This is a genomic window from Gordonia soli NBRC 108243 (assembly GCF_000334455.1).
Taxonomy (GTDB): domain Bacteria; phylum Actinomycetota; class Actinomycetes; order Mycobacteriales; family Mycobacteriaceae; genus Gordonia; species Gordonia soli.
In genome coordinates, this window is sequence record NZ_BANX01000036.1 from 19,976 (window position 1) to 45,034 (window position 25,059).

Annotated in this window: 20 protein-coding genes; 11 read left to right on the forward strand and 9 right to left on the reverse strand. The window is 67.8% G+C overall.

Translation table 11 applies throughout. The features are described 5' to 3' along the window. Positions 1-93: 93 nt before the first annotated feature. Complete coding sequence (locus GS4_RS21745) at positions 94-1,620, reverse strand: flavin-containing monooxygenase (RefSeq protein ID WP_007624629.1); 1,527 nt, start codon at positions 1,618-1,620, stop codon at positions 94-96. Positions 1,621-1,737: 117 nt separating this feature from the next. Here GS4_RS21745 and GS4_RS21750 point away from each other — a divergent pair, with 117 nt between their 5' ends. The 4 genes from GS4_RS21750 (at position 1,738) to GS4_RS21765 (ending at position 6,710) form a co-directional block, all read left to right on the forward strand. Further along, a complete protein-coding gene (locus GS4_RS21750; RefSeq protein WP_007624631.1) occupies positions 1,738-2,952 on the forward strand; it encodes a PucR family transcriptional regulator in 1,215 nt (404 codons plus the stop codon). Positions 2,953-3,007: 55 nt separating this feature from the next. Continuing rightward, on the forward strand, positions 3,008-4,297 hold the full coding sequence (locus GS4_RS21755) for an MFS transporter (RefSeq protein ID WP_007624633.1): 1,290 nt from the start codon (positions 3,008-3,010) through the stop codon (positions 4,295-4,297). A 257-nt stretch (positions 4,298-4,554) separates the two neighbouring features. After that, positions 4,555-6,039, forward strand: coding sequence for an LVIVD repeat-containing protein (locus tag GS4_RS21760; RefSeq protein ID WP_040511448.1), 1,485 nt, complete (start codon positions 4,555-4,557; stop codon positions 6,037-6,039). After that, on the forward strand, positions 6,036-6,710 hold the full coding sequence (locus GS4_RS21765; protein WP_007624638.1) for a DUF305 domain-containing protein: 675 nt from the start codon (positions 6,036-6,038) through the stop codon (positions 6,708-6,710). The genes GS4_RS21760 and GS4_RS21765 overlap by 4 nt, the downstream gene beginning before the upstream one ends. A gap of 87 nt (positions 6,711-6,797) precedes the next feature. Here the strand turns inward: GS4_RS21765 and GS4_RS21770 are convergent, their stop codons facing one another. From GS4_RS21770 to GS4_RS21780, 3 genes are all read right to left on the reverse strand, one after another. Then, positions 6,798-7,652 (reverse strand): enoyl-CoA hydratase-related protein, encoded by an 855-nt coding sequence (locus GS4_RS21770; RefSeq protein ID WP_007624639.1) that lies wholly within the window; start codon positions 7,650-7,652, stop codon positions 6,798-6,800. Positions 7,653-7,670: 18 nt separating this feature from the next. Continuing rightward, positions 7,671-10,220, reverse strand: coding sequence for an ATP-dependent Clp protease ATP-binding subunit (locus GS4_RS21775; protein WP_040511439.1), 2,550 nt, complete (start codon positions 10,218-10,220; stop codon positions 7,671-7,673). Positions 10,221-10,486: 266 nt separating this feature from the next. Continuing rightward, entirely contained in the window at positions 10,487-11,248 is a 762-nt protein-coding gene (locus tag GS4_RS21780; RefSeq protein WP_040511441.1) for a VOC family protein, read from the reverse strand. A 79-nt stretch (positions 11,249-11,327) separates the two neighbouring features. Here GS4_RS21780 and betT point away from each other — a divergent pair, with 79 nt between their 5' ends. From betT to GS4_RS21795, 3 genes are read left to right on the forward strand one after another with little or no spacing between them, the layout of a single operon-like run. Further along, entirely contained in the window at positions 11,328-13,448 is a 2,121-nt protein-coding gene (gene betT / locus GS4_RS21785; RefSeq protein ID WP_007624642.1) for a choline BCCT transporter BetT, read from the forward strand. Continuing rightward, entirely contained in the window at positions 13,445-14,959 is a 1,515-nt protein-coding gene (locus GS4_RS21790; protein ID WP_007624647.1) for an aldehyde dehydrogenase family protein, read from the forward strand. Before betT ends, GS4_RS21790 begins: the two co-directional genes overlap by 4 nt. Continuing rightward, a complete protein-coding gene (locus GS4_RS21795; RefSeq protein WP_007624648.1) occupies positions 14,956-16,533 on the forward strand; it encodes a GMC family oxidoreductase in 1,578 nt (525 codons plus the stop codon). Before GS4_RS21790 ends, GS4_RS21795 begins: the two co-directional genes overlap by 4 nt. 43 nt (positions 16,534-16,576) lie before the next feature. Here GS4_RS21795 and GS4_RS21800 read toward each other — a convergent pair whose 3' ends face one another. Next, a complete protein-coding gene (locus tag GS4_RS21800) occupies positions 16,577-17,179 on the reverse strand; it encodes a TetR/AcrR family transcriptional regulator (RefSeq protein ID WP_007624649.1) in 603 nt (200 codons plus the stop codon). A 94-nt stretch (positions 17,180-17,273) separates the two neighbouring features. Between GS4_RS21800 and GS4_RS21805 the strand changes: the two genes are divergently transcribed. The 3 genes from GS4_RS21805 to GS4_RS21815 all read left to right on the forward strand — a co-directional run bounded on the left by GS4_RS21805 (position 17,274) and on the right by GS4_RS21815 (position 20,097). After that, positions 17,274-18,146 carry an alpha/beta fold hydrolase gene (locus tag GS4_RS21805; protein ID WP_007624650.1) on the forward strand — a complete coding sequence of 291 codons (873 nt, stop codon included), beginning with the start codon at positions 17,274-17,276 and terminating at the stop codon, positions 18,144-18,146. Positions 18,147-18,223: 77 nt separating this feature from the next. Further along, entirely contained in the window at positions 18,224-18,763 is a 540-nt protein-coding gene (locus tag GS4_RS21810; protein WP_040511452.1) for an RNA polymerase sigma factor, read from the forward strand. Next, a complete protein-coding gene (locus GS4_RS21815; RefSeq protein ID WP_007624654.1) occupies positions 18,760-20,097 on the forward strand; it encodes a VOC family protein in 1,338 nt (445 codons plus the stop codon). The genes GS4_RS21810 and GS4_RS21815 overlap by 4 nt, the downstream gene beginning before the upstream one ends. Positions 20,098-20,434: 337 nt before the next feature. Here GS4_RS21815 and GS4_RS21820 read toward each other — a convergent pair whose 3' ends face one another. The 3 genes from GS4_RS21820 to GS4_RS21830 are packed head-to-tail and all read right to left on the reverse strand — an operon-like array spanning position 20,435 to position 23,714. Further along, positions 20,435-21,898 (reverse strand): flavin-containing monooxygenase, encoded by a 1,464-nt coding sequence (locus GS4_RS21820; RefSeq protein WP_007624656.1) that lies wholly within the window; start codon positions 21,896-21,898, stop codon positions 20,435-20,437. Next, on the reverse strand, positions 21,895-22,833 hold the full coding sequence (locus tag GS4_RS21825; RefSeq protein ID WP_007624658.1) for a patatin-like phospholipase family protein: 939 nt from the start codon (positions 22,831-22,833) through the stop codon (positions 21,895-21,897). The genes GS4_RS21820 and GS4_RS21825 overlap by 4 nt, the downstream gene beginning before the upstream one ends. Next, positions 22,830-23,714, reverse strand: coding sequence for an SDR family oxidoreductase (locus GS4_RS21830; RefSeq protein WP_007624660.1), 885 nt, complete (start codon positions 23,712-23,714; stop codon positions 22,830-22,832). The genes GS4_RS21825 and GS4_RS21830 overlap by 4 nt, the downstream gene beginning before the upstream one ends. 62 nt (positions 23,715-23,776) lie before the next feature. Here GS4_RS21830 and GS4_RS21835 point away from each other — a divergent pair, with 62 nt between their 5' ends. Further along, the gene (locus GS4_RS21835; RefSeq protein WP_007624666.1) at positions 23,777-24,439 is read left to right on the forward strand and encodes a TetR/AcrR family transcriptional regulator; all 663 of its coding nucleotides are present in this window, start codon (positions 23,777-23,779) and stop codon (positions 24,437-24,439) included. A 3-nt stretch (positions 24,440-24,442) separates the two neighbouring features. Here the strand turns inward: GS4_RS21835 and GS4_RS21840 are convergent, their stop codons facing one another. After that, a complete protein-coding gene (locus GS4_RS21840; protein ID WP_007624668.1) occupies positions 24,443-24,865 on the reverse strand; it encodes a winged helix-turn-helix transcriptional regulator in 423 nt (140 codons plus the stop codon). Between the last annotated feature and the right edge of the window lie 194 nt (positions 24,866-25,059).

A 25,059-nucleotide genomic window follows, 5' to 3' on the forward strand; every position in this document is an offset into this window, starting at 1 on the left:
TGCAACGAATCGTATCGACCGTCCCATCACCGCCCCAAGTGCGGTAGCACCGATGTTAGGCAGTTGTGATGTCGCGCGTGGGGCCGCCCCGCGTTACTCGACGAGTTCGGCCCGACGATCGACGACCGGCGCCGCGTCCACCGCGGTGCGATTCGTGGGCGACGAGAAGCGAAGATGCTCGTCGGCGACGGTTCCGTTGCGCAGCAGCCGGCGATCGTCGTGGTAGCTCATCGACATGACCCAGGGTGCGGTCTGCCCCTGGCGCGGCAGCGACGACAGCGAACGCTTGACGTATCCGGCCCCGAAGTCGAGCAGCGGCCGCGTCTCCATGTCGGCGTCTGCCACCGGCCAGACGGCGTCCAGACCGTGCTCGTCGAGATAGCCGAGCATCCGGCAGAAGTATTCGCAGAGCAACCCGATCTTGAGCGTCCACGACGAGTTCGTGTAGCCGATGGCGAGAGCGAAGTTGGGGACTCCACTCAGCATCATGCCGCGATAGACGACCGTCTCGGACATCTCGACCGGCCGCCCGTCGACACTCAGCGCGATCCCGCCGGCCACCCGGAGGTTCAGACCGGTGGCGGTGACGATGATGTCGGCGTCGAGGTGGTCACCGCCCTCGAGCTGGATGCCGGTCTCGGTGAAGGTCGCGATGCGATCGGTCACGACGGATGCCGATCCGTTGCGGATCGAGCGGAAGAGGTCGCCGTTGGGGACTGCGCACAGTCGCTGATCCCAGGGGTCGTACGGCGGGTTGAAGTGCTCGTCGACCGGGAAGTCGGCGGGCAGCCTGCTGGCGTTGACCGCGCGGATCGCCTTGCGCGCCAAGGACGGGAACGTCTGACAGAACTGATAGACCAGCCGCTGCTGGGCGATGTTCTTACGCCGCGTCAGCGCGTAACCGCGCTCGTCGCCGAGCACCTTCCTGGCGACATTGGCGATGGCGTCTTCGCGCGGGATCGGCATCACGTAGGTCGGTGTGCGCTGGAGCATGGTGATGTGTCCGGCGGTGTCGGCCATCGACGGCACCAGGGTGACCGCGGTGGCCCCGCTGCCGATCACGACGACCTTCTTGCCGCTGTAGTCGAGGTCTTCCGGCCAATGCTGCGGGTGGACGATCTGGCCGGCGAACCGGTCACGCCCCTCGAACTCCGGTGTGTAGCCCTCGTCGTAGCGGTAATAGCCCGACGCGCAGAAGATCCAGCCGGCATCGAAAATCACCCGCTCGCCGGTGTCGGCGCGCTCGACGTCGACGATCCAGCGCGCGTCGGCACTCGACCAGTTCGCCGACACCACCGTGTGGTGATAGCGGATCTTCTCGTCGATACCGTTCTCGGACGCCGTCTCCCGCAGATAGTCGAGGATGCGCGGCGCACCGGCGATCGACTCCTTGTCCCGCCACGGCTTGAACTCGTAACCGAACGTGTGCAGATCGGAGTCCGAGCGGATACCCGGATACCGGAAGAGATCCCACGTGCCGCCGGACGATTCGCGTGCCTCGAGGATGGCGAAGGACTTCGAGGGATGCTCGGTGGTCAGGTAACGGGCGGCGCCGATTCCCGAGATCCCGGCTCCGACGATGAGTACGTCGATGGTCTCTACGGACGTGGATGCGGTCACCGAGATCTCCTTGCGGACGGGGGCTGGGCTGATGCATTCCATCATCGCGCCGACACCACAGCGACGCCAGGTGCAATATGCAACGTCTCACCACATCCAGCGGTGCATGATGTTCGGATGGACATCGAGTGGCCGACGCCGACCGCACGCACGAGGGAGCTGTTCCGCCGCGGCGCGGAGCAGGTCCTGAGCCCGCCGCCGGAGTGGATCGCGGAACTGCACTCGGCGGCACTCGGCGGGTTCCGGATGAACGAGGTCGCCGACGACCCGACCCTGGCCGAGGGGACCAAACGGTCCAACCTCGCCAACCTGCTCCACTGGGCCGCGGCGAACGTCCATCATCCCGGCGACCGGGTCGGCGCGAACGTCACCACCGAGGTGCTCGACACCGCCCGGGACCTGGTACGCCGCGGGCTCGACGAATCGTCGCTGGATGCGTTCCGCACCGCGCAGAGCGTGGCATGGCGACGATGGATGCAGATCTGTTTCGCGCTCACCGACGACCCTGACGAACTGCGCGAACTCCTCGACCTCTCGTCGCTGTCCATCTCCACGTTCATCGACGACACGGTCGCGGCCATGTCCGAACGCATGCGGGCCGAGCGCGCGGACCTGACGCGTGGCACCCACGCCGAACGTCGCGCGACGGTGGCGCTGATCCTCGAGAACGCCCCGATCCCCCGACCGCGCGCCGAGGAACGCCTCGGTCACCGACTCACCGGTCCACACACCGCGGCGGTGGTCTGGGGTGAGGGCCACTCGTCGCCCGCCGAGATCGAGGCCGTCGCCGACCGGGTGTCGACGGCCGCGGGCACCGACCGTCGGCTCACGGTGATGGCCGGCGCGACCGCCATGTGGCTGTGGTTACCGGTCGCCGATGTCGGGGAGGTGACCGGATTGTCGGAGCATCCCGACGTCCGGGTGGCGATCGGACGATCGGGGGTCGACGTGGAAGGGTTCCGACAGAGTCATTTCGACGCATTGTCGGTGCAACGGCTCATGGCTCAGCTCGGATCACCCCGGCAATCGGCACGCTACGACGACACCCGGCTCGTCACGCTGCTGACAGATGATCGGTCCGCGGCCGACGAGTTCGTCGCCGACACCCTGGGTGAACTGGCGCACGGCCATGCCGAGATCGCCGAGACCGTGCGGACCTGGATCGCGCAACAGTGCAACACCTCCCGCACCGCCGAGCAGCTGTACACGCACCGCAACACGGTCATCCGGCGACTCACGCGTGCCGACGAGTTGCTGCCGGGTTCGGTGGCCGACGACTTCGTCGCCATCGCGGCCGCCCTGGAGATCCGGAGTTGGCGTCCCGTTCGGTGACGGTCGGCGAACTCCGGCGTCGGAGCAAACGGATCGCGGTTCTAGACTGGGATCGATGACCGAAGATCGGATGGCCGAGGTGTGCGACACCCGGACTCGATCTGATCCCGACGAATCAGGCACGCCGCCCAGCGGCGTCTTCGCAGCTCTGTCCAACGCCAACTTCCGGCTCTACTTCGGCGGTCAGGCCCTCTCACTGGTCGGTACGTGGATGCAGGCGACCGCTCAGGCGTGGCTGGTCCTCACGCTCAGCGGATCCGCCTCGATGCTGGGACTGATCGTCGCCCTGCAGGCTGTGCCGGTCCTCGTGTTCGGTCCGTACGCGGGCGTGATCGCCGACCGGGTCGACCGTCGACGCCTGATGATCGTGCTGCAGTCGATCATGGGCGTGCTGGCCGCGGTGCTCGCCGCTCTCACCATCGGCGGCTGGATCGAGGTCTGGCAGGTCGGCATCCTGGCCGCGCTGCTCGGACTCAACAATGCCTTCGAGAATCCCGCGCGCCAGGCCTTCATCCATCAGATCGTCGGCGAGTCGCTGATCCGCAACGCGGTCACGCTCAACTCGGTGATGGTCAACGCCGCCCGAGCGGTCGGGCCTGCGGCGGCCGGCATCATCCTCGCCGCGATCGGTGCCGGATGGTGCTTCGCGATCAACGCCGTCAGTTTCGTCGCGGTGGTGGTGTCGCTGATCGTGATGAACACGGATCGAATCCATGCCGAGACCCCGGTGCCCCGCGCCAAGGGCCAGCTGCGCGAAGGACTCCGATACGTCGCCGGTATCCCGACACTCTGGATTCCCCTGGTGACCATGGGCCTGGTCGGCACCCTCGCCTACGAATTCCAGGTGTCGCTGCCTGCCGCCGCGCGCGACGTGTTCGACGGTGGGCCACAGGCATTCGGGTTCATGACGTCGGCGATGGGCGTCGGCGCCGTGGTCGGCGGACTCATCGTCGCCGCCCGGGGCACCACCGGACTGCGTCCGCTGTCGATCGCCGCCGCCGGGTTCGGCGTGACCATCGCGGTCACCGCGCTCTCGCCGAGCCTGCCGGTCGCCATCGGCGCGCTGTTCTTCGTCGGCTGGCTGAGCGTCTCGTTCCTGTCGACCGGCAACGCCACGCTGCAGCTCAACTCCGACCCGCAGATGCGTGGTCGGGTGATGGCCCTGTGGTCGGTGGCCTTCATGGGCTCGACTCCGATCGGTGGTCCCATCATCGGCGCCATCTGCGAGACCGCCGGCGCGCGCGTCGGGCTCGGCGTCGGTGCGGCGACCTGTTTCGTCGCCGCGGCGATCGGGCTGCTCGCCCACCGCAGGCAGCGGGCGCACGAGCCGGTCCGGCTCACTTGACCGGAGGGGTCGCCGTCCGACTCGTCCGGCCACACCGACGCCGCCAGGCACCGGTTGTCCCGGCCAGCGAGACAGGCTGACCAGTCGGTATGGACAAACGACCCACTCGGCTGGCGCGGCGTTGTTAGTGTCCACCCGGTCACATCGGGTCGGACGAAGGCGGCGGGATGCACGACACCAGGATTCGGCGGACGGGCCCGCGATTCATCTCCTCGCCGGCGGTCGCGACGTTCGTCGTGGCGGTGCTCGGTGTCGCGATGATCGCGTCGGTCACCGCGCCGACCGCGAGCGCGGCGAACCACTGGTTCGGCGACATCTCGGAGAAGTCGGTACCGCGCGCCGACTGCGGTCCGGGTTCGCTGCCGGAGGTCGGGCTACAGGGCGACGTGAGTGCGGAGGACCGCAACTCGGGACGCAGCCGACTCGGGTACCGCTGCAACCTCACGAAACTCGGCAACGCCCGTGGCGCGGGAGGCGGCATCGTGTCCGCGTCCTTCGACCACTGCAGCTACACCGGGAGCCTGTTCCCCGGCAACAACGTGCTGCGTCAGCCAGGAGTACAGGTCGTCAGCGTCGCCGACCCCACCCGACCACGGGTGGTCGGCTCCCTGACCGAACCGGCCATGCGCGGCGGCACGTGGGAGACCCTCAAGGTCAATCCCGCGCGCAAACTGCTCGCCGCGACGGCCGTCCCGCTCCTGTGGGGTGGTGGATTCTTCTCGGTCTACGACATCTCCGACTGCGAACATCCACGCCTGCTCAACCGCGGGCCGGGGACAACATCGCCACTTCCCTTCACCTCGCACGAGGGCGGGTTCTCACCCGACGGTCGGACGTACTGGGCATCGGGTGTCTTCCCCGGCCACCTCACCGCCATCGACATCTCGAATCCGGCTGTGCCTCGGGTCATCTGGCAGGGACTGCACAGCTTCCTGGGCCACGGCTTCGGTATGTCACCGGACGGCAACCGGATGTACCTGTCGAACATGGCGGGCATCACCATCCTCGACACCAGCCAGGTGCAGCGCAGGGCGCCGTATCCGCAGGTGCCGCATGTCGCGGCGTACCTGTGGCCCGACGGTCAGCTGAACCAGCATTCGATCCCGATCACCTATCGGGGTCGGGCGCACATCTTCACCGCCGACGAGGCCGGTTCGGGTGGTGTGAAGTTGTTCGACGTGGGGCGGGCGAACCAGCCGCGCTATGTCGCGCAGATCAAGCTCGAGATCAATCTCCCGAAGAACCTCGACACCAACCTCCGGTCGGCGACGGGCGGTTCGATCTTCAGCAGCAACCCGCACTACTGTGCGGTCGACCGTCCGCGCGACCCGACCGCGTTGGCGTGTGCGTGGGAGTCGTCGGGCATCCGCGTGTTCGACGTGCGAAATCCCAACCGTATCAAGGAGATCGCATATTACAACCCACCCGCGCGAAAGAACTCCACCGTCGCCGACCTACCCAACTCGCCGCATGTGCTCGCGTCGTTCCTGGGAGTGCCGGCGGTGGACTTCCTCAGCCTCGGCATGTCCATCGTCAACGGCAAGGCCCGCCTCGATCAGATGATCGGGCCGCGTACCGGCATGGTCGTCGGCGGTGACATGTCGACCGACTGGTGCTTCTCTCCGCCGGAGTTCCGCGGCAACCAGATCTGGACGACGTGCGCCGACGGCGGCTTCTACGCACTCGCGCTCAGTCCGCAGGTGTACACGCCGCCGCCCGACCAGGAGTCGCACATCGGATGAGCGGGATGCGGGGAGTGCGGGCACTCGGTGCGATCGGGATAGCCACCATACTGGTGGCGATCGGAGTGGTCGTCGGGATCGCCTGGCAGAGCGGCCATCCGGGCGACTCGGCCGGACCGAGGCCCAGCGCGACCGACATCGGTTTCGCACAGGACATGTCGACGCACCACGACCAGGCCATCCTGATGGCCCGGACCATCGCCGCAGCCCCATCCGCTGACGTCCGCGGACTGGCCGACCGCATCATCCTGACCCAGACCGGAGAGACGTCGACGATGCGCGGATGGCTGACATGGTTCGGCGCACCGATGGCATCGGAGACACCGATGAGCTGGATGCAGAACATCCCGGCAGGCGGCCACGACCACCACGGCGGTGGCGAGCATGCCGCCGCACCCGGTGACGCACCGCCGATGCCCGGGATGGCGAGCGTCGCGGAGATCGGCCGACTGTCGGAGTTGCAGGGTCGGGCTGCGGAGGTGTTGTTCCTGCAGTTGATGATCCGCCATCATCGCGGCGGGATGGCCATGGCTGCGGCCGCTCAGAACGATCCGACCGCGAGCGCCGCGACCAAACAGTTGGCGCTCGCGATGATCAGCGACCAGGGCGACGAGGTCGGGCAGATGACCCTGATGCTCGCCGACCGTGACGCCGCGCCACTGCCGGCCTGATCCCGGTCATCGCACCTCCCCGGAGCCACCCGACTGCCGCAGTCCGATAGTCGACCCATCCGACTGCGCGAGCGCGGATGGGAGCGGTCAGAAGATGTCGGGCAGATCCGTCGACACCCGGTCGGTGAACCGCGGTGGGCGCTTCTCCAGGAACGACGTGACACCCTCCGCCACGTCCGCCGACTGACCGCGGTGATGGATGCCGCGCGAGTCGGCCAGGTGCGCATCGAACGGGCCGGGAGCACCGGCCATGCGCCACAACAACTGTCGGGTGAGGGCCACCGACACCGGCGCGGTGTCGGTGATCAGCTCGGTGGCCACGTCGACGGCCGTGTCGAGGACCTGATCCTTCGCGACCACCTGCTGGACGAGTCCGCGTTCGAGCGCCTCGTCGGCGCCGACCGTCTGACCGCCCATCGCCCACCGCAGCGACGTCGGCAACCCGACCAGCCGCGGTAGGAACCAACTCGAGCAAGCCTCCGGCACGATCCCACGCTTGGTGAAGACGAATCCGAAGCGCGCATCGTCCGAGGCGATCCGGATGTCGGTCGGCAGGGTCATGGTCACCCCGACGCCGACCGCCGCCCCGTTGACGGCGCTCACCACCGGCTTCAGCGACCGATGGATGCGCAGCGCCACCTGACCCCCGCCGTCGGGTGGGACCTCGTCGGTCGGCGAGGCGAACGTCGACGCCCCCGCTTCGAGGTCGGCGCCCGCACAGAATGCGCGGCCCGTGCCGGTGAGCACCACTGCTCGCACCGAGTCGTCGGCGTCGGTCTCGTCGAAGGCGGCGATCAACTGTTCCATCATCGGGATCGTGAAGGCGTTCAATCGATCCGGACGATTCAGCCGAAGGACGGCAATCGGTCCCCGACGTTCGGTCACAACGACGGAACCCGGCTCGGCGGGTGCCGAACCGGGTTCCGTTGATTCTGTCGTCATAGGCCGAGAAGCTACCAGCTAGGCGGTGTCTCCCTGGCTCTCTCCACCGGTCTTGGTGAGCTCGACCGGAACGTCCGGCAGCTCACGCGGACGGTCCGAACCGGCGAAGGTGAAGGTGGCGTCTTCGCCGTCGCCCTCACCGTCCCAGCCGTCGACGTCGACCACCACGATCTGACCGGCGGTCAGCTCGTTGAAGAGGATCTTCTCCGACAGCTGGTCCTCGATCTCGCGCTGGATGGTGCGACGCAGCGGCCGCGCACCCAGCACCGGATCGAATCCGCGCCGAGCGAGCAGGTTCTTCGCCTGATCGGTCAGCTCGATGTCCATGTCCTTGTTCTTCAGCTGCGCCTCGACGCGACCGATCATCAGGTCGACCATCTGGATGATCTCGTCCTGCGTGAGCTGGTGGAACACGATCACGTCGTCGATACGGTTGAGGAACTCGGGACGGAAGTGCTTCTTCAGCTCGTCGTTGACCTTGAGCTTCATCCGCTCGTAGTTCGACTTCGAGTCGTCGCCGGAGCTGAAGCCCAGTCCGACGGCCTTGGAGATGTCGCTGGTGCCGAGGTTCGAGGTGAAGATCAGCACGGTGTTCTTGAAGTCGACCGTGCGGCCCTGACCGTCGGTGAGGCGGCCGTCCTCGAGGACCTGCAGCAGCGTGTTGTAGATCTCCGAGTGCGCCTTCTCGATCTCGTCGAACAGCACCACCGAGAACGGCTTGCGGCGCACCTTCTCGGTGAGCTGGCCGCCCTCTTCGTAGCCGACGTAGCCGGGAGGGGCACCGAACAGCCGCGACGCGGTGAACCGGTCGTGGAACTCGCCCATGTCGATCTGGATGAGTGCGTCGTCCTCGCCGAACAGGAAGTTCGCCAGGGCCTTGGACAGCTCGGTCTTACCGACACCCGACGGTCCGGCGAAGATGAACGATCCGGACGGACGCTTCGGGTCCTTCAGGCCGGCACGCGTACGGCGGATCGCCTTGGAGACGGCCTTGACCGCGTCTTCCTGGCCGATGATCCGCTTGTGCAGCTCGTCCTCCATACGGAGCAGACGTGTGGTCTCCTCCTCGGTGAGCTTGAAGACCGGGATGCCGGTCCAGTTGCCCAGGACCTCGGCGATCTGCTCGTCGTCGACCTCGGCGACGACGTCCATGTCACCACTGCGCCACTGCTTCTCGCGCTCGGCGCGCTCGCCGACCAGCTGCTTCTCCTTGTCGCGGAGATTCGCGGCCTTCTCGAAGTCCTGCGCGTCGATCGCGGACTCCTTCTCCTTGCGCGCCTCGGCGATGCGATCGTCGAACTCGCGCAGGTCTGGCGGTGCGGTCATCCGGCGGATGCGCATGCGCGCGCCCGCCTCGTCGATGAGGTCGATCGCCTTGTCCGGCAGGAAGCGGTCGTTGATGTAGCGGTCGGCCAGGGTGGCCGCCGCGACCAGGGCACCGTCGGTGATGGACACCCGGTGGTGGCTCTCGTAGCGGTCGCGCAGACCCTTGAGGATCTCGATGGTGTGCTCCACCGACGGCTCGCCGACCTGCACCGGCTGGAAGCGGCGCTCGAGGGCCGCGTCCTTCTCGATGTACTTGCGGTACTCGTCGAGGGTGGTGGCACCGATGGTCTGCAGCTCACCGCGGGCCAGCTTCGGCTTGAGGATGCTGGCGGCGTCGATCGCGCCCTCGGCGGCGCCCGCACCGACGAGGGTGTGCAGCTCGTCGATGAACAGGATGATGTCGCCGCGGGTGTTGATCTCCTTGAGGACCTTCTTCAGGCGCTCCTCGAAATCGCCGCGGTAGCGGCTGCCGGCGACCAACGACCCGAGGTCGAGGGTGTAGAGCTGCTTGTCCTTGAGCGTCTCGGGGACCTTGCCGTTGACGATGGCCTGCGCGAGGCCCTCGACCACGGCGGTCTTGCCGACGCCGGGCTCGCCGATCAGCACCGGGTTGTTCTTGGTGCGGCGGGACAGCACCTGCATGACCCGCTCGATCTCCTTCTCGCGCCCGATCACGGGGTCGAGCTTGCCCTCGCCCGCGGCGGCGGTCAGGTTGCGACCGAACTGGTCGAGCACGAGCGACGTCGACGGGGTGCCCGCCTCGCTGCTGCGCCCGCCGGTGCCGGCCTCCTGGGGCTCCTTGCCCTGGTAGCCGGACAGCAGCTGGATGACCTGCTGGCGCACCCGGTTGAGATCGGCGCCGAGCTTGACCAGGACCTGAGCGGCAACGCCCTCACCCTCGCGGATGAGGCCGAGCAGGATGTGCTCCGTGCCGATGTAGTTGTGGCCGAGCTGCAGGGCCTCGCGCAGCGAGAGCTCGAGCACCTTCTTGGCGCGCGGCGTGAACGGGATGTGTCCCGACGGCGCCTGCTGGCCCTGGCCGATGATCTCCTCGACCTGACTGCGGACGCCCTCCAGGGAGATCCCGAGCGACTCCAGCGCCTTGGCGGCGACACCCTCGCCCTCGTGGATCAGACCCAGGAGGATGTGTTCGGTCCCGATGTAGTTGTGGTTGAGCATCCGCGCTTCTTCTTGGGCCAGAACCACAACCCTGCGTGCGCGGTCGGTGAACCGTTCGAACATTGTTCTCCCTCACATTGCTAACGCCCCGGTCGTCGGCGTCCTGGCGGCGGCTTGCGGATATGCGACGACCAGCCTGACTTCCACTCTAGAGGTCGTCGCCACCACACCTGCAGTTAACGCCAGCCCCAATCCGATGGGTGGGGCCTGAAGTTGGGCTCTGCGAGGTTCAACCGCGCAGGCAGGGCCGGTAGTTCCGCGCGCGCTACGCCCACAGCGAACGGCCCGGATCCGTGCGTATCCGGGCCGTTGACCTGCATCGGGAGCGATCAGGGATGGAGGACGGAGAGGACGTTTCCGCTGGGGTCGGTGAACCACGCGATGTCGGGGCCGTTGCCGCGCATGACCCCGCGCTCGTCCTGTCCCATCCCGTCGTACCGGACGAACTCCACGCCCTTGCCGACCAGGTCGTCGACGGCTGCGTCGATGTCGGTGACCGGAATATTGAGGATGGTGAAGCCGGCGGGTTCGTGGTCGGGCTTGGGATAGGCGATCACCGTGGTCGAGCGGTTGATGCGGATGTCGAGGATGCCCATCGGCCCGCGGAGCACCCGCATGCCCAGCACGTCCGCGTAGAACGCGGCGGCCTCGTCGATGTCGCGGACGGCGAACCCGCTGAAGGGCGACGTCGGCTCTGCGGTCATCTGCTGTTCGACCTCGTCGGAGAGCCGCAGGATCTGCAACCAGTTGCCGTCCGGGTCCTCGACGACACCGAACCAGCTGCCGTCACGGTCCTCGAGCGGGCTGACCCAGCGCGCGCCGAGCTCGTCGAGGCGGGCAGCCGTGGCCTGCGGGTCGTCCACCTCGACGTTGAGGATGGCCCGCGCGCCGCCCGGATTGGGGCCGTTCACGTCGTCCCGGCGGTCGAACATGATGTAGAAGCCGTCGAGGTCGACCACGTGATAGCCCGGATCGCCGGGATCGTCGCCGGTCGCCGACAACGTGGCCTCGAAGGCGGACGCGTACCAGTCGCGCAGCCGGTCGGGGTCGTCGCTGGACAGGAGCATGCTGGAGATCGTTGCGGTAGCCATACCGATACCGACTCCGCGAGCGGCCCGAACTCATCGCGATCGGCGTCCGTTTCGTCGGTAATGGACTAACTTCCTCCTCATGGGCGAATCCGGGGGGACCACGTTTTCGGAAGCCGGACGCGGATCGGTGAACAAGCCGGTCTTCCTGATCTCGGCGGGCATCGTCCTCGCCTTCGCGGTCTGGGCGCTCGCCGCGCCGGACACCGCGGAGACGGTGATCGGCGACGTCCGGGACTTCATCTCGCGCTGGTTCGGGTGGTGGTATTTCATCCTCGCCACCGCGATCGTCGGCATCGTCGTCTTCCTCGGTGTCAGCAAGTACGGGCGGTACCGGCTCGGCCCTGAGGAATCACGCCCGGAGTACAGCCTGTTCACCTGGACGTCGATGCTCTTCGCCGCGGGTATCGGCATCGATCTGATGTTCTTCTCGGTCGCCGAGCCGGTCACCCACTTCCTCACCCCACCGACCGGTCCACCGGAGACCAACGGTGCCGCCCGTGAGGCGGTCACCTGGACGGTCTTCCACTACGGGGTGACCGGCTGGGCGATGTACGCGCTGATGGGCGGCGCTCTGGCGTACTTCGCCTTCCGCCACAACCTGCCGCTGACCATCCGGGCGGCGCTCTACCCGATCTTCGGCCGGCGGGTCGAGGGACGCTGGGGCGACGCGATCGACGTCGCCGCGGTCCTCGGCACCATCTTCGGCATCGCGACCTCGCTGGGCATCGGCATCGTGCAGCTCAACTTCGGACTCAACGAGATCTTCGGCATCCCACAGGGAAAGGCCGCCCAGATCGGTCTGATCGTGCTCTCGGTCGTGATGGCCACGGCATCGGCGACCTCGGGTGTCGACAAGGGCATCCGCAGACTGTCCGAGCTCAATGTGATCCTGGCGATCCTGCTGCTGGTCTACATCCTCGTCGCAGGCCGCTCCGACTTCCTGCTGAACGGACTCGTACAGAACGCGGGCGACTACGTGTCGACCTTCCTCGACCGCACCCTGGACACCTTCGCCTGGGATCAGGTGAACCCGAACCCCGGCAACGACGCACGAGCGTTCGTCGACGGCTGGACGCTGTTCTTCTGGGCGTGGTGGGTGGCCTGGGCGCCGTTCGTCGGACTCTTCCTTGCCCGGATCTCCCGCGGGCGGACGTTGCGGCAGTTCATCTTCGGCGTCCTCGTCGTCCCGTTCAGCTTCATCCTGCTGTGGATCTCGATCTTCGGTAACAGCGCCCTGGAGGTGGCACGCGGGGACAAGGAGTTCGCCGACGTCACCGCCTCCACCCCGGAGGCAGGCTTCTACTCGCTCCTCGAGCAGTACCCGGGCGCGCCGCTGCTGATCGGCATCGCGACCATCACCGGCCTGTTGTTCTACGTCACCAGCGCCGACTCCGGCTCGTTGGTGATGGGCAACTTCACCTCGAAGCTCACCGACCCGATGGCCGACTGCTCGCGCTCGTTGCGGATCTTCTGGTCGGTGGCCATCGGTCTGCTGACGCTGTCGATGTTGTTCGCCGGCGGCGGCGACGGATCGATCCTCACGCTCCAGGCGGCGACCGTCATCATGGGTCTGCCGTTCTCGTTCGTGCTCGGGCTGATCGGGGTGTCGCTGCTACGGGCGGTGCGCAACGAGTCGTTCAAACTCGACAGCTTCCGGACCACGCTCCCCAAGGTGATCGCCGCGGGGAGAGGTGTGTCCGAACACGGGAGCTGGCGACAGCGACTGGTAGGCACGCTGCGTTATCCGAGTGCCACGGCCACCCGGAAGTTCATCACCAAGTCGGTGGTCCCGGCGATGCGCGAGGTCTCCGACGAGTTCGCCAAGGAGGGCATCACCGCGCGCGTCGACGAGTCGGCGGTCAACGAGGGACTCCCCTCGCCGCGACTGTTCGTCGACCTCGCCCACGATCCCGGCTTCGAGTACTGCGTGTGGCCGGTCTCGGCGCCGACTCCGACCTATGCGGTCCTCACCCAGCGGTCCGACGACCGCTACTTCCGTTGCGAGGTGTACCTGACCGAGGGCTCACAGGGGTACTCCCTCAACGGCTACGGCCGCGAGCAGATCATCGGCGACATCCTCGACCAGTACGAACGCCACCTCGGCTACCTCCACTTGCGCCGCGCGGCCACCGATCACCACGACCCCGATACCGTGGTCGACGTACCCGACAGCGATCCCGAAGGAACACCTGCTCGATGAGCGACACCCTCTACATCGACGGCGAATGGCGTGCGTCGACAACCGGCGACACCCGCGAGATCCATTGTCCGGCCGACGGTTCCCTGGTCGACGTGGTGGCCGAGGCCGACGCAGCCGACACCGAGGCCGCGATCGCCGCGGCGCGGCGAGCATTCGACGACGGGGACTGGCGCGCCACCCCGGCGGCCGAGCGCGGCGACCTGTTGCTGCGTGTAGCCGACGAGATCGACTCGCGCCGAGACGAGTTCGTGCGCGCAGAGACCCTCGACACGGGCAAGCGGCCATATGAGTCGGATCTCGACATGACCGACATCGCAAACTGCTTCCGGTACTTCGGCAAGCTGGCCGCAGACGATGCGGGACGCGTGGTCGATGCCGGGTCACCCGATGCCGACTCCCGGATCGTCTACGAACCGGTGGGCGTCTGCGGCCTCATCACGCCCTGGAACTACCCGCTGTTGCAGGCCGCCTGGAAGATCGCGCCGGCCCTGGCCGCCGGCAACACGTTCGTGCTCAAGCCCGCCGAGCTCACCCCGCACACGTCGATCCTGATCACCAGGGTGCTCGCCGACCTCGGCCTGCCGCGCGGCGTCGCCAACCTCGTGCTCGGAGCTGGGGCGACCGCGGGCGCACCGCTGTCGTCACACCGAGACGTCGATCTCGTCTCGTTCACCGGGGGCCTGGCGACTGGGCGGGTAATCGCGCGGGAGGCCGCGGCCACGGTCAAGAAGGTCGCACTCGAGCTCGGCGGCAAGAACCCGAACGTCGTGTTCGCCGACGCCTGCGACACCGACGAGCGACTCGCCGCGTCCGTCGACAACGCGCTCAACGCCGCATTCCTGCACTCCGGTCAAGTGTGCTCTGCCGGAGCGCGTCTCGTGATCGAGGAGTCGGCGCACGACCGGTTCGTCGACGAACTGGTACGGCGTGCCGAGGAGATCCGCCTCGGGTTGCCCTTCGACGAGGCCACCGAGACCGGCCCGCTGATCTCTCGGGCCCATCGCGACAAGGTCCATGCCTACGTCGAGCAGGCCCGCACCGACGGCGCGACCATCCGGACCGGCGGTGCGTTCGCCACCGGCGACCACGGGGCGGGCTCGCTCGACGATGGCTGGTTCTACCTGCCGACGGTCATCGACCGCGCAGACCGGTCGATGGCATGCGTGCACGACGAGGCCTTCGGCCCCACGGTGACCGTCGAGACCTTCACCGACGAGGACCAGGCGGTGGCGATCGCCAACGACACCGAATACGGGCTCGCCGGCGCCGTCTGGTCGTCGGATGCCGCTCGCGCCCGCCGCATCGCGGCGCGTCTGCGCCACGGCACGGTGTGGGTCAACGACTTCGGACCGTATCTGCCGCAGGCGGAGTGGGGCGGATTCGGCCACTCCGGCGTCGGCCGCGAACTGGGACCGTCGGGGCTGGCGGAGTACCGCGAGGCCAAACATGTCTACGAGAACCTGCGACCGGGTGTCACCGGCTGGTTCGCCGATCGAGGGAGCGCACAGTGAGCGACACGGACACCTACGACTACGTCGTCGTCGGTGGTGGGTCGGCGGGTGCCGCGGTGGCGTCCCGCCTGTCGGAGAACCCGGCGGTGGCGGTGTGCCTGCTGGAGGCGGGGCCGTCGGATGTCGGTGACGAAGCGATCCTGCGGCTGGACCGCTGGATGGAGTTGCTCGAGTCGGGTTACGACTGGGACTACCCGATCGAACCGCAGGAGAACGGCAACGACTTCATGCGGCACGCCCGCGCCAAGGTGCTGGGCGGCTGCAGCTCACACAACAGCTGCATCGCGTTCTGGGCCCCCCGCGAGGATCTCGACGCCTGGGAACGCGACCACGGTTGCGCCGGGTGGGGTTCGGAGTCGCTCTACCGGCTGTACCCGCAGATCGAGACCAACGACGCACCGGGAGACCACCACGGTCGCAGCGGTCCGGTGCATCTGATGACGGTGCCGCCCGACGATCCGTGCGGCGTCGCGGTGCTGGACGCGTGCGAGGCGGTCGGCATCCCGCGGACCGAGTTCAACAGCGGATCGACGGTCGTCAACGGCGCCAACTTCTTCCAGATCAATCGACGTCCCGACGGCGTCCGGTCGTCGTCGTCGGTGAGCTACCTGCACCCCAATCTCGACCGCCCGAATCTGACCATCCGGACCGGGTCGTGGGCGAAGCGGATCGTTACCGAGACCGTCGACGGGGGCCCGCGCGCGGTGGGTGTCGACATCACCGACAACGCCTTCGGGCGCACGACCACCATCCGCGCGAACCGCGAGGTGATCGTCTCCACCGGGGCCATCGACACCCCGAAGCTGTTGATGCTCTCCGGGATCGGGCCGGCCGACCATCTGGCCGAGCACGGTATCGACGTGCTCGTCGACTCGCCGGGTGTCGGGGCACACCTGCAGGATCATCCCGAGGGGGTCATCGGATTCGAGACCACGCGCCCGATGATCACCGAATCGACCCAGTGGTGGGAGGCGGGCATCTTCACGACCGTCGACAACGGGCTCGACCGTCCCGACCTGATGATGCACTACGGCAGTGTGCCGTTCGACATGCACACGCTGCGACAGGGTTACCCGACGAGCGAGAACACCTTCTGTCTCACACCGAATGTCACGCATGCGCGGTCCCGCGGCACGGTTCGGCTGCGATCACGGGACTTCCGTGACAAACCGCGGGTCGACCCCCGGTACTTCACCGATGCCGAGGGCTACGACATGCGCATCATGATCGCCGGCCTCCGCAGGGCTCGCGAGATCGCCGCGGCCGCACCGCTGTCGGAGTGGGTGGCCCGCGAGCTGTACCCCGGCCCGGACACGACGTCGGATGCCGAGCTGGCCGATTACGTCCGACGTACCCACAACACCGTCTATCACCCGGTCGGCACCGCCCGGATGGGTGCTGCCGACGACGCGCTGTCGCCGCTCGACCCCGAACTGCGGGTGAAAGGTGTGGCGGGGCTCCGGGTCGCCGACGCGTCGGTGTTCCCCGAACACACCACGGTCAACCCGAACATCACCGTGATGCTCGTCGGCGAGCGCTGCGCCGAACTGGTGGCCGCCCAGTCGATTTCGTAGCAGAAGTTCCCGTTTTCCGGGAACAACTTCTACCGATTCGGCGCTAGCCGAGGAACGAGTCGACGATGCGGTCCATCACCCGCACGACCTGATCCGTGGCGAGCTCGGTGTCGTCGGCCGCGGCCACGAACAACGCCGCCTCGTCGAGAGCGCCGATGGCCACGTGCGCGATCGGCCGGGTCGGCTGGTCGGGGATCTGCCCGACGGCGATGGCCGCCTGCAGCAACCCTTCGACGAGCGCGAACCCGAACTCTTCACCACGATCCCGCCACTCCTTCCACCCCAGCACAGCCGGCGCGTCGACGAGCCCGATGAGGTGTGCGGCGGGGTCGGCGAAGGCCCGCAGGAAGACCCGTATCCCGGCCCGGAGCGCCGCGACCGGATCGTCGAGCACGATCTCGCCGACCTCGGCCGCGATGCGCTCGGTGATCTCCTTCTCGAGGTCGGTGTAGACCGCCGCGAAGAGCCCCTGCTTGTCGGTGAACTGGTGGTACAGCGCACCGCGGGTGACCCCGGCCGCCTCGACGATGGCCTGGGTGCCCACGTCGGCGTACCCGTGTTCACCGAAGAGCCTGCGTCCGGCAGCGATCAACGCCGCGCGGGTCGCCGCGGTTCGTTCGGCCTGTGTGCGACGAGCAGCGTTCATCTCACACCGTTGACTTCCATACAGATTGCACGTAACTTCCATACCGAGTGTTCGTAAGTTCCCGACAAAGCCTATCCGAGAGGTCAACGAGATCATGACGACCACGCTGCAGACCATCGAACTGCCGTCCGGGACCATCGAGTACGCGACGTACGGCCCCGACGACTCCGCCCACCCACCGGTGGTCTTCGTGCACGGTGTCGCCGTCGACCACCGTCTGTGGGAGCCGACCGCCGAGCTGCTCGCGGCGGCCGGATACCGCTGCTACGCACCGACACTCCCCCTCGGCGCGCATCGCATCCCGTGGGGTCCGGACGCCGATCGGAGTCCACGTGGCGCGGCCGCACTGATCGGAGAGTTCATCTCGACCCTCGGCCTCTCCGACGTGACCCTCGTCGGCAACGACACGGGCGGCGCCCTCTGTCAGTTCGCGCTCGATGCCGACCCCGATCTCGCCGCCCGTGTCCTGTTCACCAACTGCGACGCGTTCGAGAAGTTCCCGCCCCAACCGTTCCCGGTGGTCTTCGCCTTGCTGAAGCAGCCATGGGCGCTCCGCCCACTGGTGGCCGGACCGCTGCAGGTCCGCGCGATCCGTCACTCGGCCCTCGGCGTTGGCCTACTGGTCACCGACCCCGATCCCGCGCTGACCAAGTCGGTCTTCGAACCGCTGCGCACCGACTCCCGGATCCGCGACGACCTGTCGGCACTCCTCCGCGCGCTCCGGCCGACGGACCTCGCCGCCATCACGCCCCGACTGTCGAAGGTCACCGCCCCGGTGTCGGTGATGTGGGGTTCCGACGACCGCGCATTCCGCCCGGCGCTGGGCAAGCGGTTGGCCGAGGTCTTCGAGCAGGCGACCTTCACCGAGATCCCCGGTTCGCGGACGTTCGTCTCCCTCGACCAGCCCCGAGCGTTGGCCGACGCCGTCGCCGAACTCACCCGACGCCCGGTGGGCGCACGCGGCTGACCAGGCACTTCTACACCGGCTGAAAGTTTCTTGCGAACAGGCGTCGGAAAATGACGTTCGCGCACGACGATGATGGTGTGAGCGGCGAACAACCGGGTGCGCCGGAGACCGGAGCGCAGGCACTGCTGGCGTGCTACGACGAAGCACTGCCCGCGGTGTACGGCTACGTCTTCCGACGCTGCTCGGACCGTCGCGTTGCCGAGGACCTGACCTCGGAGACCTTCCTGGCGGCGATGGACACCGTGCGCAAGGACGACACGGTTGCACCGCATGTCGGTTGGCTCATCGGCGTCGCCCGGCACAAGCTCGCCGACCACTGGCGTCGGATGCAGCGCACGCCGGAACCCGTGGAGGAACTCCCCGAGCCGGGAGACGACCCCTGGGACGTCCACCTCGACCGGATGGTCGCGCACCACACGCTGGGCCAGTTGTCACCGACCCATCGGGCGGTACTGACCCTCCGCTATGTCGACGATCTGCCGGTCGGTGAATGCGCCGAACTCCTCGATCGGACGGTCGGCGCGACCGAGGCGCTGCTCACGCGGGCCAAGCGGGCGTTCCGCGCGGCCTATCCGGACACCGACGCCCGGACCGCGACGAGAGGAGGACGCGCATGAGCACGCACGACGGCACCGAGTTCAGCGGTGCGGCAGACCCGTTCACCGCGTTGCGCGCCTCCGATCTGCGAACCCCCGAACCGCTCGCACCGGACTCCGAGTTCGCGCGTTCATTGCGCGATCGACTCGAGCGCGGTGCGACCCTGCCGAGAGGAGTCGTCATGAGCAGCACCACCATCGAGACACGAGAGACAGATACACCGGTCGGCGCGTCGACCAGCCCGGACACCGCGACCGAGGTCGTCGAGCGACCAGGGGCGCTTCCCTACCTGACCGTGGCCGGCGCCCGCGACGCCATCGACTGGTATGTCGCCAGTCTGGGGGCGCGCCTGCGCGGCGAGCCGATCGTGATGGACGATGACCGCATCGGTCACGCCGAGCTCGAGATCGGCGGCGGCGTCATCTATATCGCCGACGAGTTCGCCGACATCGGACTGACCGGGCCGGCTCCGGGCCACGTGTCGGTGAGCTTGATGCTCCCGGTCGCCGACACAGATAGCGCGCTGGAGACCGCTCGCCGTGGGGGCGCCACCATCCAGCGAGAACCCTACGAGGGCTACGGCACCCGTGGGGCCACGATCATCGACCCGTTCGGCCATCGGTGGATGCTGACCGGACCGTCGGCGACGCCCCCACCATCGACCGTCCGAGCCGGCGATGTCGGGTACATGTCCCTGAACACCCCCGACGTCGAGCGCGCCGTCGCCTTCTACGGCGCCGTCCTCGGCTGGGAGTACGACGAGGCCACCCGGCGGGTCACCAACGTCGGCCATCCGCTCGGCGTCGTCGAATCCGACGGTCCGGGAACACTGTTCGGCGCCTACGCCGTCGACGACCTCGATGCTGCCCGCGAGCGGATCGTCGCGGCGGGGGGCCGTGCCGAACAGGCTGTCACGCGCAACGGACGCACTGTCCTCGATGCGGTCGACGACGCCGGGGTCGCCTTCGCGGTGTACGTTCCCGACCCCGGCGACGCCCGACTCGATCAGCACCCGAGCGGAGTCGGCGAGATGTCGTACCTGACCGTGAGTACCCGCGACAGCGAGCGGTTCCGCCGTTTCTACGGATCGGTGCTCGGCTGGGAGTTCACCGCAGGACGGATGGCCGACGGCTGGGAGGCCGACGACGTCCACCCGCAGGTCGGGATCGCCGGCGGCGCGGATCGTGAAGTGGCCGTGCCCATGTGGAATGTAGCCGACATCGACGCTGCCGTGCAGCGCGTCCGCGACGCCGGTGGTCGGGTGATCACCGATCCTGACCCGCAGCCCTACGGGATCATGGCACTGTGCGCAGACGACCAGGAGACCGAGTTCTATCTGGGACAGCTCTTCTGAGCTGTTGTCGACCGACCACCGGCCCGTCGACCGTGCGCTTGAAGTCGTCGACCGTGCGCCCTGGCTCGTCCCTCGTGCGCCCGGCTGCGTTGAGCCGTCGTCGAGCGTGCCCCTTGCGGCCGCCCAAGCCGGATCTCTGACACCCGAGCGAGCCGCGCTGTGGAATACCCACAGCACCAGCCGCTCCAGTGTCAGAAATCCCGAGACCGCCACCGGTGCGAGCGGCCTGTTCACGGAACAGGGCGCGATCGACAGGACGCACCCGCGGTCGAGCAACCTGCACGATCAACGCTTTCGAGCGCACGGTCAACGAATCAGAGCGCACGATCGACGCGGATCACCTCAGGTGGAAGTCGCTCGGATCCGGTACCGAGAGCATCGCGGTCAATCGCGCACGGTCGTACGGGAACAGGTCGATGCTGCCGCCTTCGCTGAAGTACCAGGAGTTGCATCCGGTGTTCCACACCGTCGGCCCCATCGCCGCTGCCACGTCGGCATTGAAGGCGTCCGTGGCCTCGTCGGTCACCTCGATCGACCGCACCTCCCCGGCCCGCCAACGATCGAGCCACTGCGCGATGTACTCGGCCGTCAGCTCGGAGGTGTACTGCAGCGAGATCGACCCGGTCGGCGAGTTCGGCCCGAGCACGGTGAAGAGGTTCGGGAAGCCAGGGATGGCGGTCATCCGGTACGCGCGCGGCCCTGCCGACCACTCCTGCGCCAACGTCCGCCCGACCCGACCGACGATCTCCATCGGCCGCATGTAGTTGTGCGCCTCGAACCCCGTTGCCAGCACGATGATGTCGACGTCCCGCGTGGTTCCGTCGGCGGAGCAGATGCCGGTCCGCGTGACCTCGATGATCTTCTCGGTCACCAGCTCCGCATTCGGTCGCTGGATGGCACGGTGATACGTCCCCGAAACGACCTGACGCTTGCACAGCGGCTCGTCCGTCGGCGTGAGTCGGGCCCGCAGCTCCCGATCGCGCACACCGACCCGCAGCGAGAGTCGCGCGTATGCCTGCACCGCACGTCGTCGCCACGATGGCCGGGTCGTGATGTCGGCAAGAATTCCGGAGCCCCACAGGAGAATCCGATACAGCCGATCATGGACGCCGGGGAAGCGATGCAACAGGGAACCGACCGCGGCGAGTTGCCGCAACGACATCGGAGCCCACAGGATCCACTGCGGCGAGCGGACGTAATGGGTGATCGTCGACGCGCCACCGACCAACGCCGACACCACCTGCACGCCGGTCGACCCCGTTCCGACGACGGCGATGTCACGCCCGTCGGTCTCCAACCCGTCCGGCCACCGCGCGGTGTGCACCACCTCGCCCGCGAAGTCGTCCAGCCCGGGAATGTCCGGAACAGCAGGATGGTGCAGTACGCCGGTTGCACAGACCAGGACGTCGGCGACGATCGATTCGCCGCCGGCGATCGTCACGATCCACGTCGACTCCGAATCATTCCACTGTGCGGCAACCACTTCGGTGTCGAGTCGAATGAACCGATCGAGCCCCAGATCGTCGACCACCGCCCGGTGGTATCGCTGGATCTCCGTGCCCGACGCCCAGATGTGCGACCAGTCGGGTTTGGGCGCGAAACCGAATTGGTAGAGCTGCGACGGGACATCGCACGTGAGCCCCGGATACCGGTTCCAGTGCCAGACCCCACCGACATCGGAACCCTTTTCGAGCACGGTGACATCGGAGAAGCCACGACGGCGGAAGACGTGCAGCGCGGTGATCCCGGCGACGCCGGCACCGACGATCACCACACGAGGCTCCCGCGCAGTCCCGCTCATGCGCCGACCCCACTCCGCGACAACGCGGCTCGGACCGTGTGCGGGGCAGTTCGCATCGACGACCCGAAGGCATCCACCCGATGAGATCGTCGCATGAAGTTCGCACCGAGTCCCCGGAGATCCTGCGTGGTCGGCAGGATGGGGATCACCGTCTGCCCCCGCGCGCGGGCGGTCTCGATCTCGGCGGCGAGCCCCGCGGACATCGGCCGCCGGAGCAACCGATCCTCGACGGCACCGCCGACACCCGGAACCCGTTCCCCGACAGCCGAGGCCATCGGCGCGATCACGTAGACGGTGTGTGCGTCGGCAGCACTCACCAGGTCGACTGATGCGGTCGATGCCGCACCCCCGTCGACGAACAGCCGACCGTCGACGGCGACCGGCGGCATCCAGCCCGGGATCGCCCAGGACGCCCGCAGCGCCTCGCCCACCGACACGGTGGGTCCGCCCGGTGCACCGAAGGCCACGCGATCACCTGATCGCACGTCGTAGGCGACCATCCGCGCCCCGCCATGCGGCAACCACTCACCGCCGCCGGTAGCGCCCATCCCATCGGCGAGACGCTGCAACCACGACGCGTCGCCACGCCCGGTCGGCGCCATCCCGGTCAGTGCCGCATGCCCCGAACGGCGGCGCAGCAGAGCGGGAGCGAGCAGCGGAAGCCGGGGTACCGGTGGGATGCCGGACGGCGTGGCGGCGACGTGTGCTCGCAGACGTGAATCCGTTGCGGTGCCGCGCTGCATCGCGACCAGTTCGTCGACACCGATCCCGCTGCCCAGCATCGTCACCAGCTCGGCGCCGGCCGAGGTGCCCTGCAGCACATCGGCATCGCGAGGATCCAGGCCGGTCTGGTCAGCCAGGGCATGCAGGGCCGCGACCACCCAGGCACCGCCGATGGTGCCACCACAACCGATCACGACTGCGGTGCCGGTCATCGCGACTCCCCGGCGTCGATCCGCGCCACATGATGGGCAGCGACCTGACGACTCAGGCGATCCGAGTACGCGCGACGGCTGTCCGCGTCGATCGAGGTCAGAGCCCGACGATCGTCGATCAGCCTGCGCGCCAGGCGTTCCACGATCTCGGGGACGGCCGCGGCGACAGCGGACCATCCCGGCGCCACCCACCGGGGTACCGACACCCGCCGGGCTCCGGTACGAGCGATGTGGACGATCGCGGCAGCGACATCGGCGGGGTCGACCGTCGGCATCCCGCCACCGAGCCGGGCTCCCGACGCCAGTTCGGTTCGAACCGCCGACGGCAGCACCACCGAGACGACGACCCCGGTTCCCGCGTACTCGCGTCGAGCGGCCAACGATGCACCGAGCGCAGCGAACTTGCTGGTGTTGTACGTGACCATCCCGGGGATCGGGATCATGCCGGCCATCGAGGCGACGTTGACGATGCGGCCGTCGCCGCGGTCGAGCATGCCCGGTAGGACCGCGCGCATCCCGTTGAGCACGCCGCGGACGTTGACGTCCAGGATCAGGTCGGTGACCTCGTCGGTCTCGTCCTCGAAGGGGCCCAGGGGCATCACACCCGCGTTGTTGACCAGGATGTCGACGCGGCCCGACTCCTGAAGCACGCTCCCGAGGAAGTCCTGCCACGACGACACATCCGTGACGTCGAGTCGAGCAGCCCGAGCACGGGCGATCGATGCGGCGGTCGTCTCGGCCTCCGCGAGGTCGACATCCCCGATCCACACATCCGCGCCCTGCGCCGCGAAGAGCTCGGCGGTCGCGGCCCCGATCCCACGGGCCGCCCCCGTGATCACCACCACCGATCCAGAGATCGGCCGATCCTGTCGTACCACCATCGTTGCTGCTCCTGCCCTCGCCGTCAGATTTCAAATACCGACGGTATTTGGATACTGGTGGTATGTCAACGCTCGTCTCTCGTATCATCGGCGACATGGCGCGCATCACCAGGGCAGAACGGCAGGCGGCGACGCGCGCCGACATCCTCGCCGCCGCGCGCGCCCGGTTCCTCCGGGACGGGTATGCGCCGACGAGTCTCGAACAGATCGCGGAGGACGCCGGCTATTCGAAGGGCGCGGTGTACTCCAACTTCCGCGACAAACCCACGCTGTGTCGCGAGGTCCTCGAGGCCATTCACGACACCAAGCTGGGCGAGGTCCGCTCGATCATCGCGGCCGATCGGGACATCGACGAGTTGCTCGCCGACATCGAGGACTGGCTGGAGCGCACCGTCGGCGACGTCGGCTGGACGATGCTGGAGATGGAGTTCGCCGTGGTCTCGCGCGGCAATGTGGAGCTGACCCGCATGATCGGCTCGCTGCACGGCGGCATGCACGATGCCATCGTCACCGCCCTCCGGGGCGTCGGCGCGCGACTCGGCCTGGCCGACGAATCGGACCGCACCTATTCGGAGTTCGCCGACCTCATCGTGGCCACCACCTTCGGGCTCGGCGTGCAACGCGCCGTCGACCCGACCATCTCCATCCGACCTGCCGTACAAGCGATCCGCGGCGTGGTCGCGACACTCACCGCAGGTGGGTCGAGCACCCCGGCGGCACGCTGACGGTCAGCTGTCCCGACGCCGCTCGTCGTAAGAGTCGCGTGCGTCGGCGACCTCGTCGACCCGCGACTCCACGAACTCGATCAGCCCCATCAACTGAACTGCAACCGTACGACCGAGGTCGGTCAGCGAGTACTCCACCTTCGGCGGGATGTCCTGCAGCACGGACCTGCGGACGAAGCCGTCACGCTCGAGCGTCTGCAATGTCACCGACAGCATCCGCTCACTGACGCCGTCGACCCGGCGCCGTAGGGCGCTGAACCTGAGCTCCCCCTCGTTCAGCGCTGCCAGCGCCAGCAATCCCCACCGGCTGGTCACGTTCTGCAGGATGTCCCGCGACTGACAGTTCCGCGCGAAGACGTCTGCTTCCAGACCGGGGTCCAGCGCCCCGGAGTCGGGTCCCCCGGCGGCGTCGACTTCGTCGACCATCGCACCCTCCCCGGAGATCGGACCGCTCATGAGTTCGAGTGTAGACGCACAGCTCGGCATGTGCTAATCATCACGTATGCACTTATCAATAGTAAGTGCATACTGAAACGGAACTGCTCGGCAGCCGCGCACTGCGCGGCTCCGACGGAACGTCGGGATCGACGACAGGGATCTCGGAACCAGACACAAGGGAG

Coding starts and splice junctions, on each gene's coding strand:
- GS4_RS21840 (WP_007624668.1), bottom strand. CDS start 24,865: ATGGTCGACGAAGTCGACGCCGCCGGGGGACCCGACTCCGGGGCGCTG.
- GS4_RS21820 (WP_007624656.1), bottom strand. CDS start 21,898: ATGAGCGGGACTGCGCGGGAGCCTCGTGTGGTGATCGTCGGTGCCGGC.
- GS4_RS21765 (WP_007624638.1), top strand. CDS start 6,036: ATGAGCGGGATGCGGGGAGTGCGGGCACTCGGTGCGATCGGGATAGCC.
- GS4_RS21750 (WP_007624631.1), top strand. CDS start 1,738: ATGGACATCGAGTGGCCGACGCCGACCGCACGCACGAGGGAGCTGTTC.
- GS4_RS21760 (WP_040511448.1), top strand. CDS start 4,555: ATGATCGCGTCGGTCACCGCGCCGACCGCGAGCGCGGCGAACCACTGG.
- GS4_RS21780 (WP_040511441.1), bottom strand. CDS start 11,248: ATGGCTACCGCAACGATCTCCAGCATGCTCCTGTCCAGCGACGACCCC.
- GS4_RS21825 (WP_007624658.1), bottom strand. CDS start 22,833: ATGACCGGCACCGCAGTCGTGATCGGTTGTGGTGGCACCATCGGCGGT.
- GS4_RS21805 (WP_007624650.1), top strand. CDS start 17,274: ATGACGACCACGCTGCAGACCATCGAACTGCCGTCCGGGACCATCGAG.
- GS4_RS21800 (WP_007624649.1), bottom strand. CDS start 17,179: ATGAACGCTGCTCGTCGCACACAGGCCGAACGAACCGCGGCGACCCGC.
- GS4_RS21835 (WP_007624666.1), top strand. CDS start 23,777: ATGTCAACGCTCGTCTCTCGTATCATCGGCGACATGGCGCGCATCACC.
- GS4_RS21770 (WP_007624639.1), bottom strand. CDS start 7,652: ATGACGACAGAATCAACGGAACCCGGTTCGGCACCCGCCGAGCCGGGT.
- GS4_RS21755 (WP_007624633.1), top strand. CDS start 3,008: ATGACCGAAGATCGGATGGCCGAGGTGTGCGACACCCGGACTCGATCT.
- betT (WP_007624642.1), top strand. CDS start 11,328: ATGGGCGAATCCGGGGGGACCACGTTTTCGGAAGCCGGACGCGGATCG.
- GS4_RS21790 (WP_007624647.1), top strand. CDS start 13,445: ATGAGCGACACCCTCTACATCGACGGCGAATGGCGTGCGTCGACAACC.
- GS4_RS21830 (WP_007624660.1), bottom strand. CDS start 23,714: ATGGTGGTACGACAGGATCGGCCGATCTCTGGATCGGTGGTGGTGATC.
- GS4_RS21815 (WP_007624654.1), top strand. CDS start 18,760: ATGAGCACGCACGACGGCACCGAGTTCAGCGGTGCGGCAGACCCGTTC.
- GS4_RS21775 (WP_040511439.1), bottom strand. CDS start 10,220: ATGTTCGAACGGTTCACCGACCGCGCACGCAGGGTTGTGGTTCTGGCC.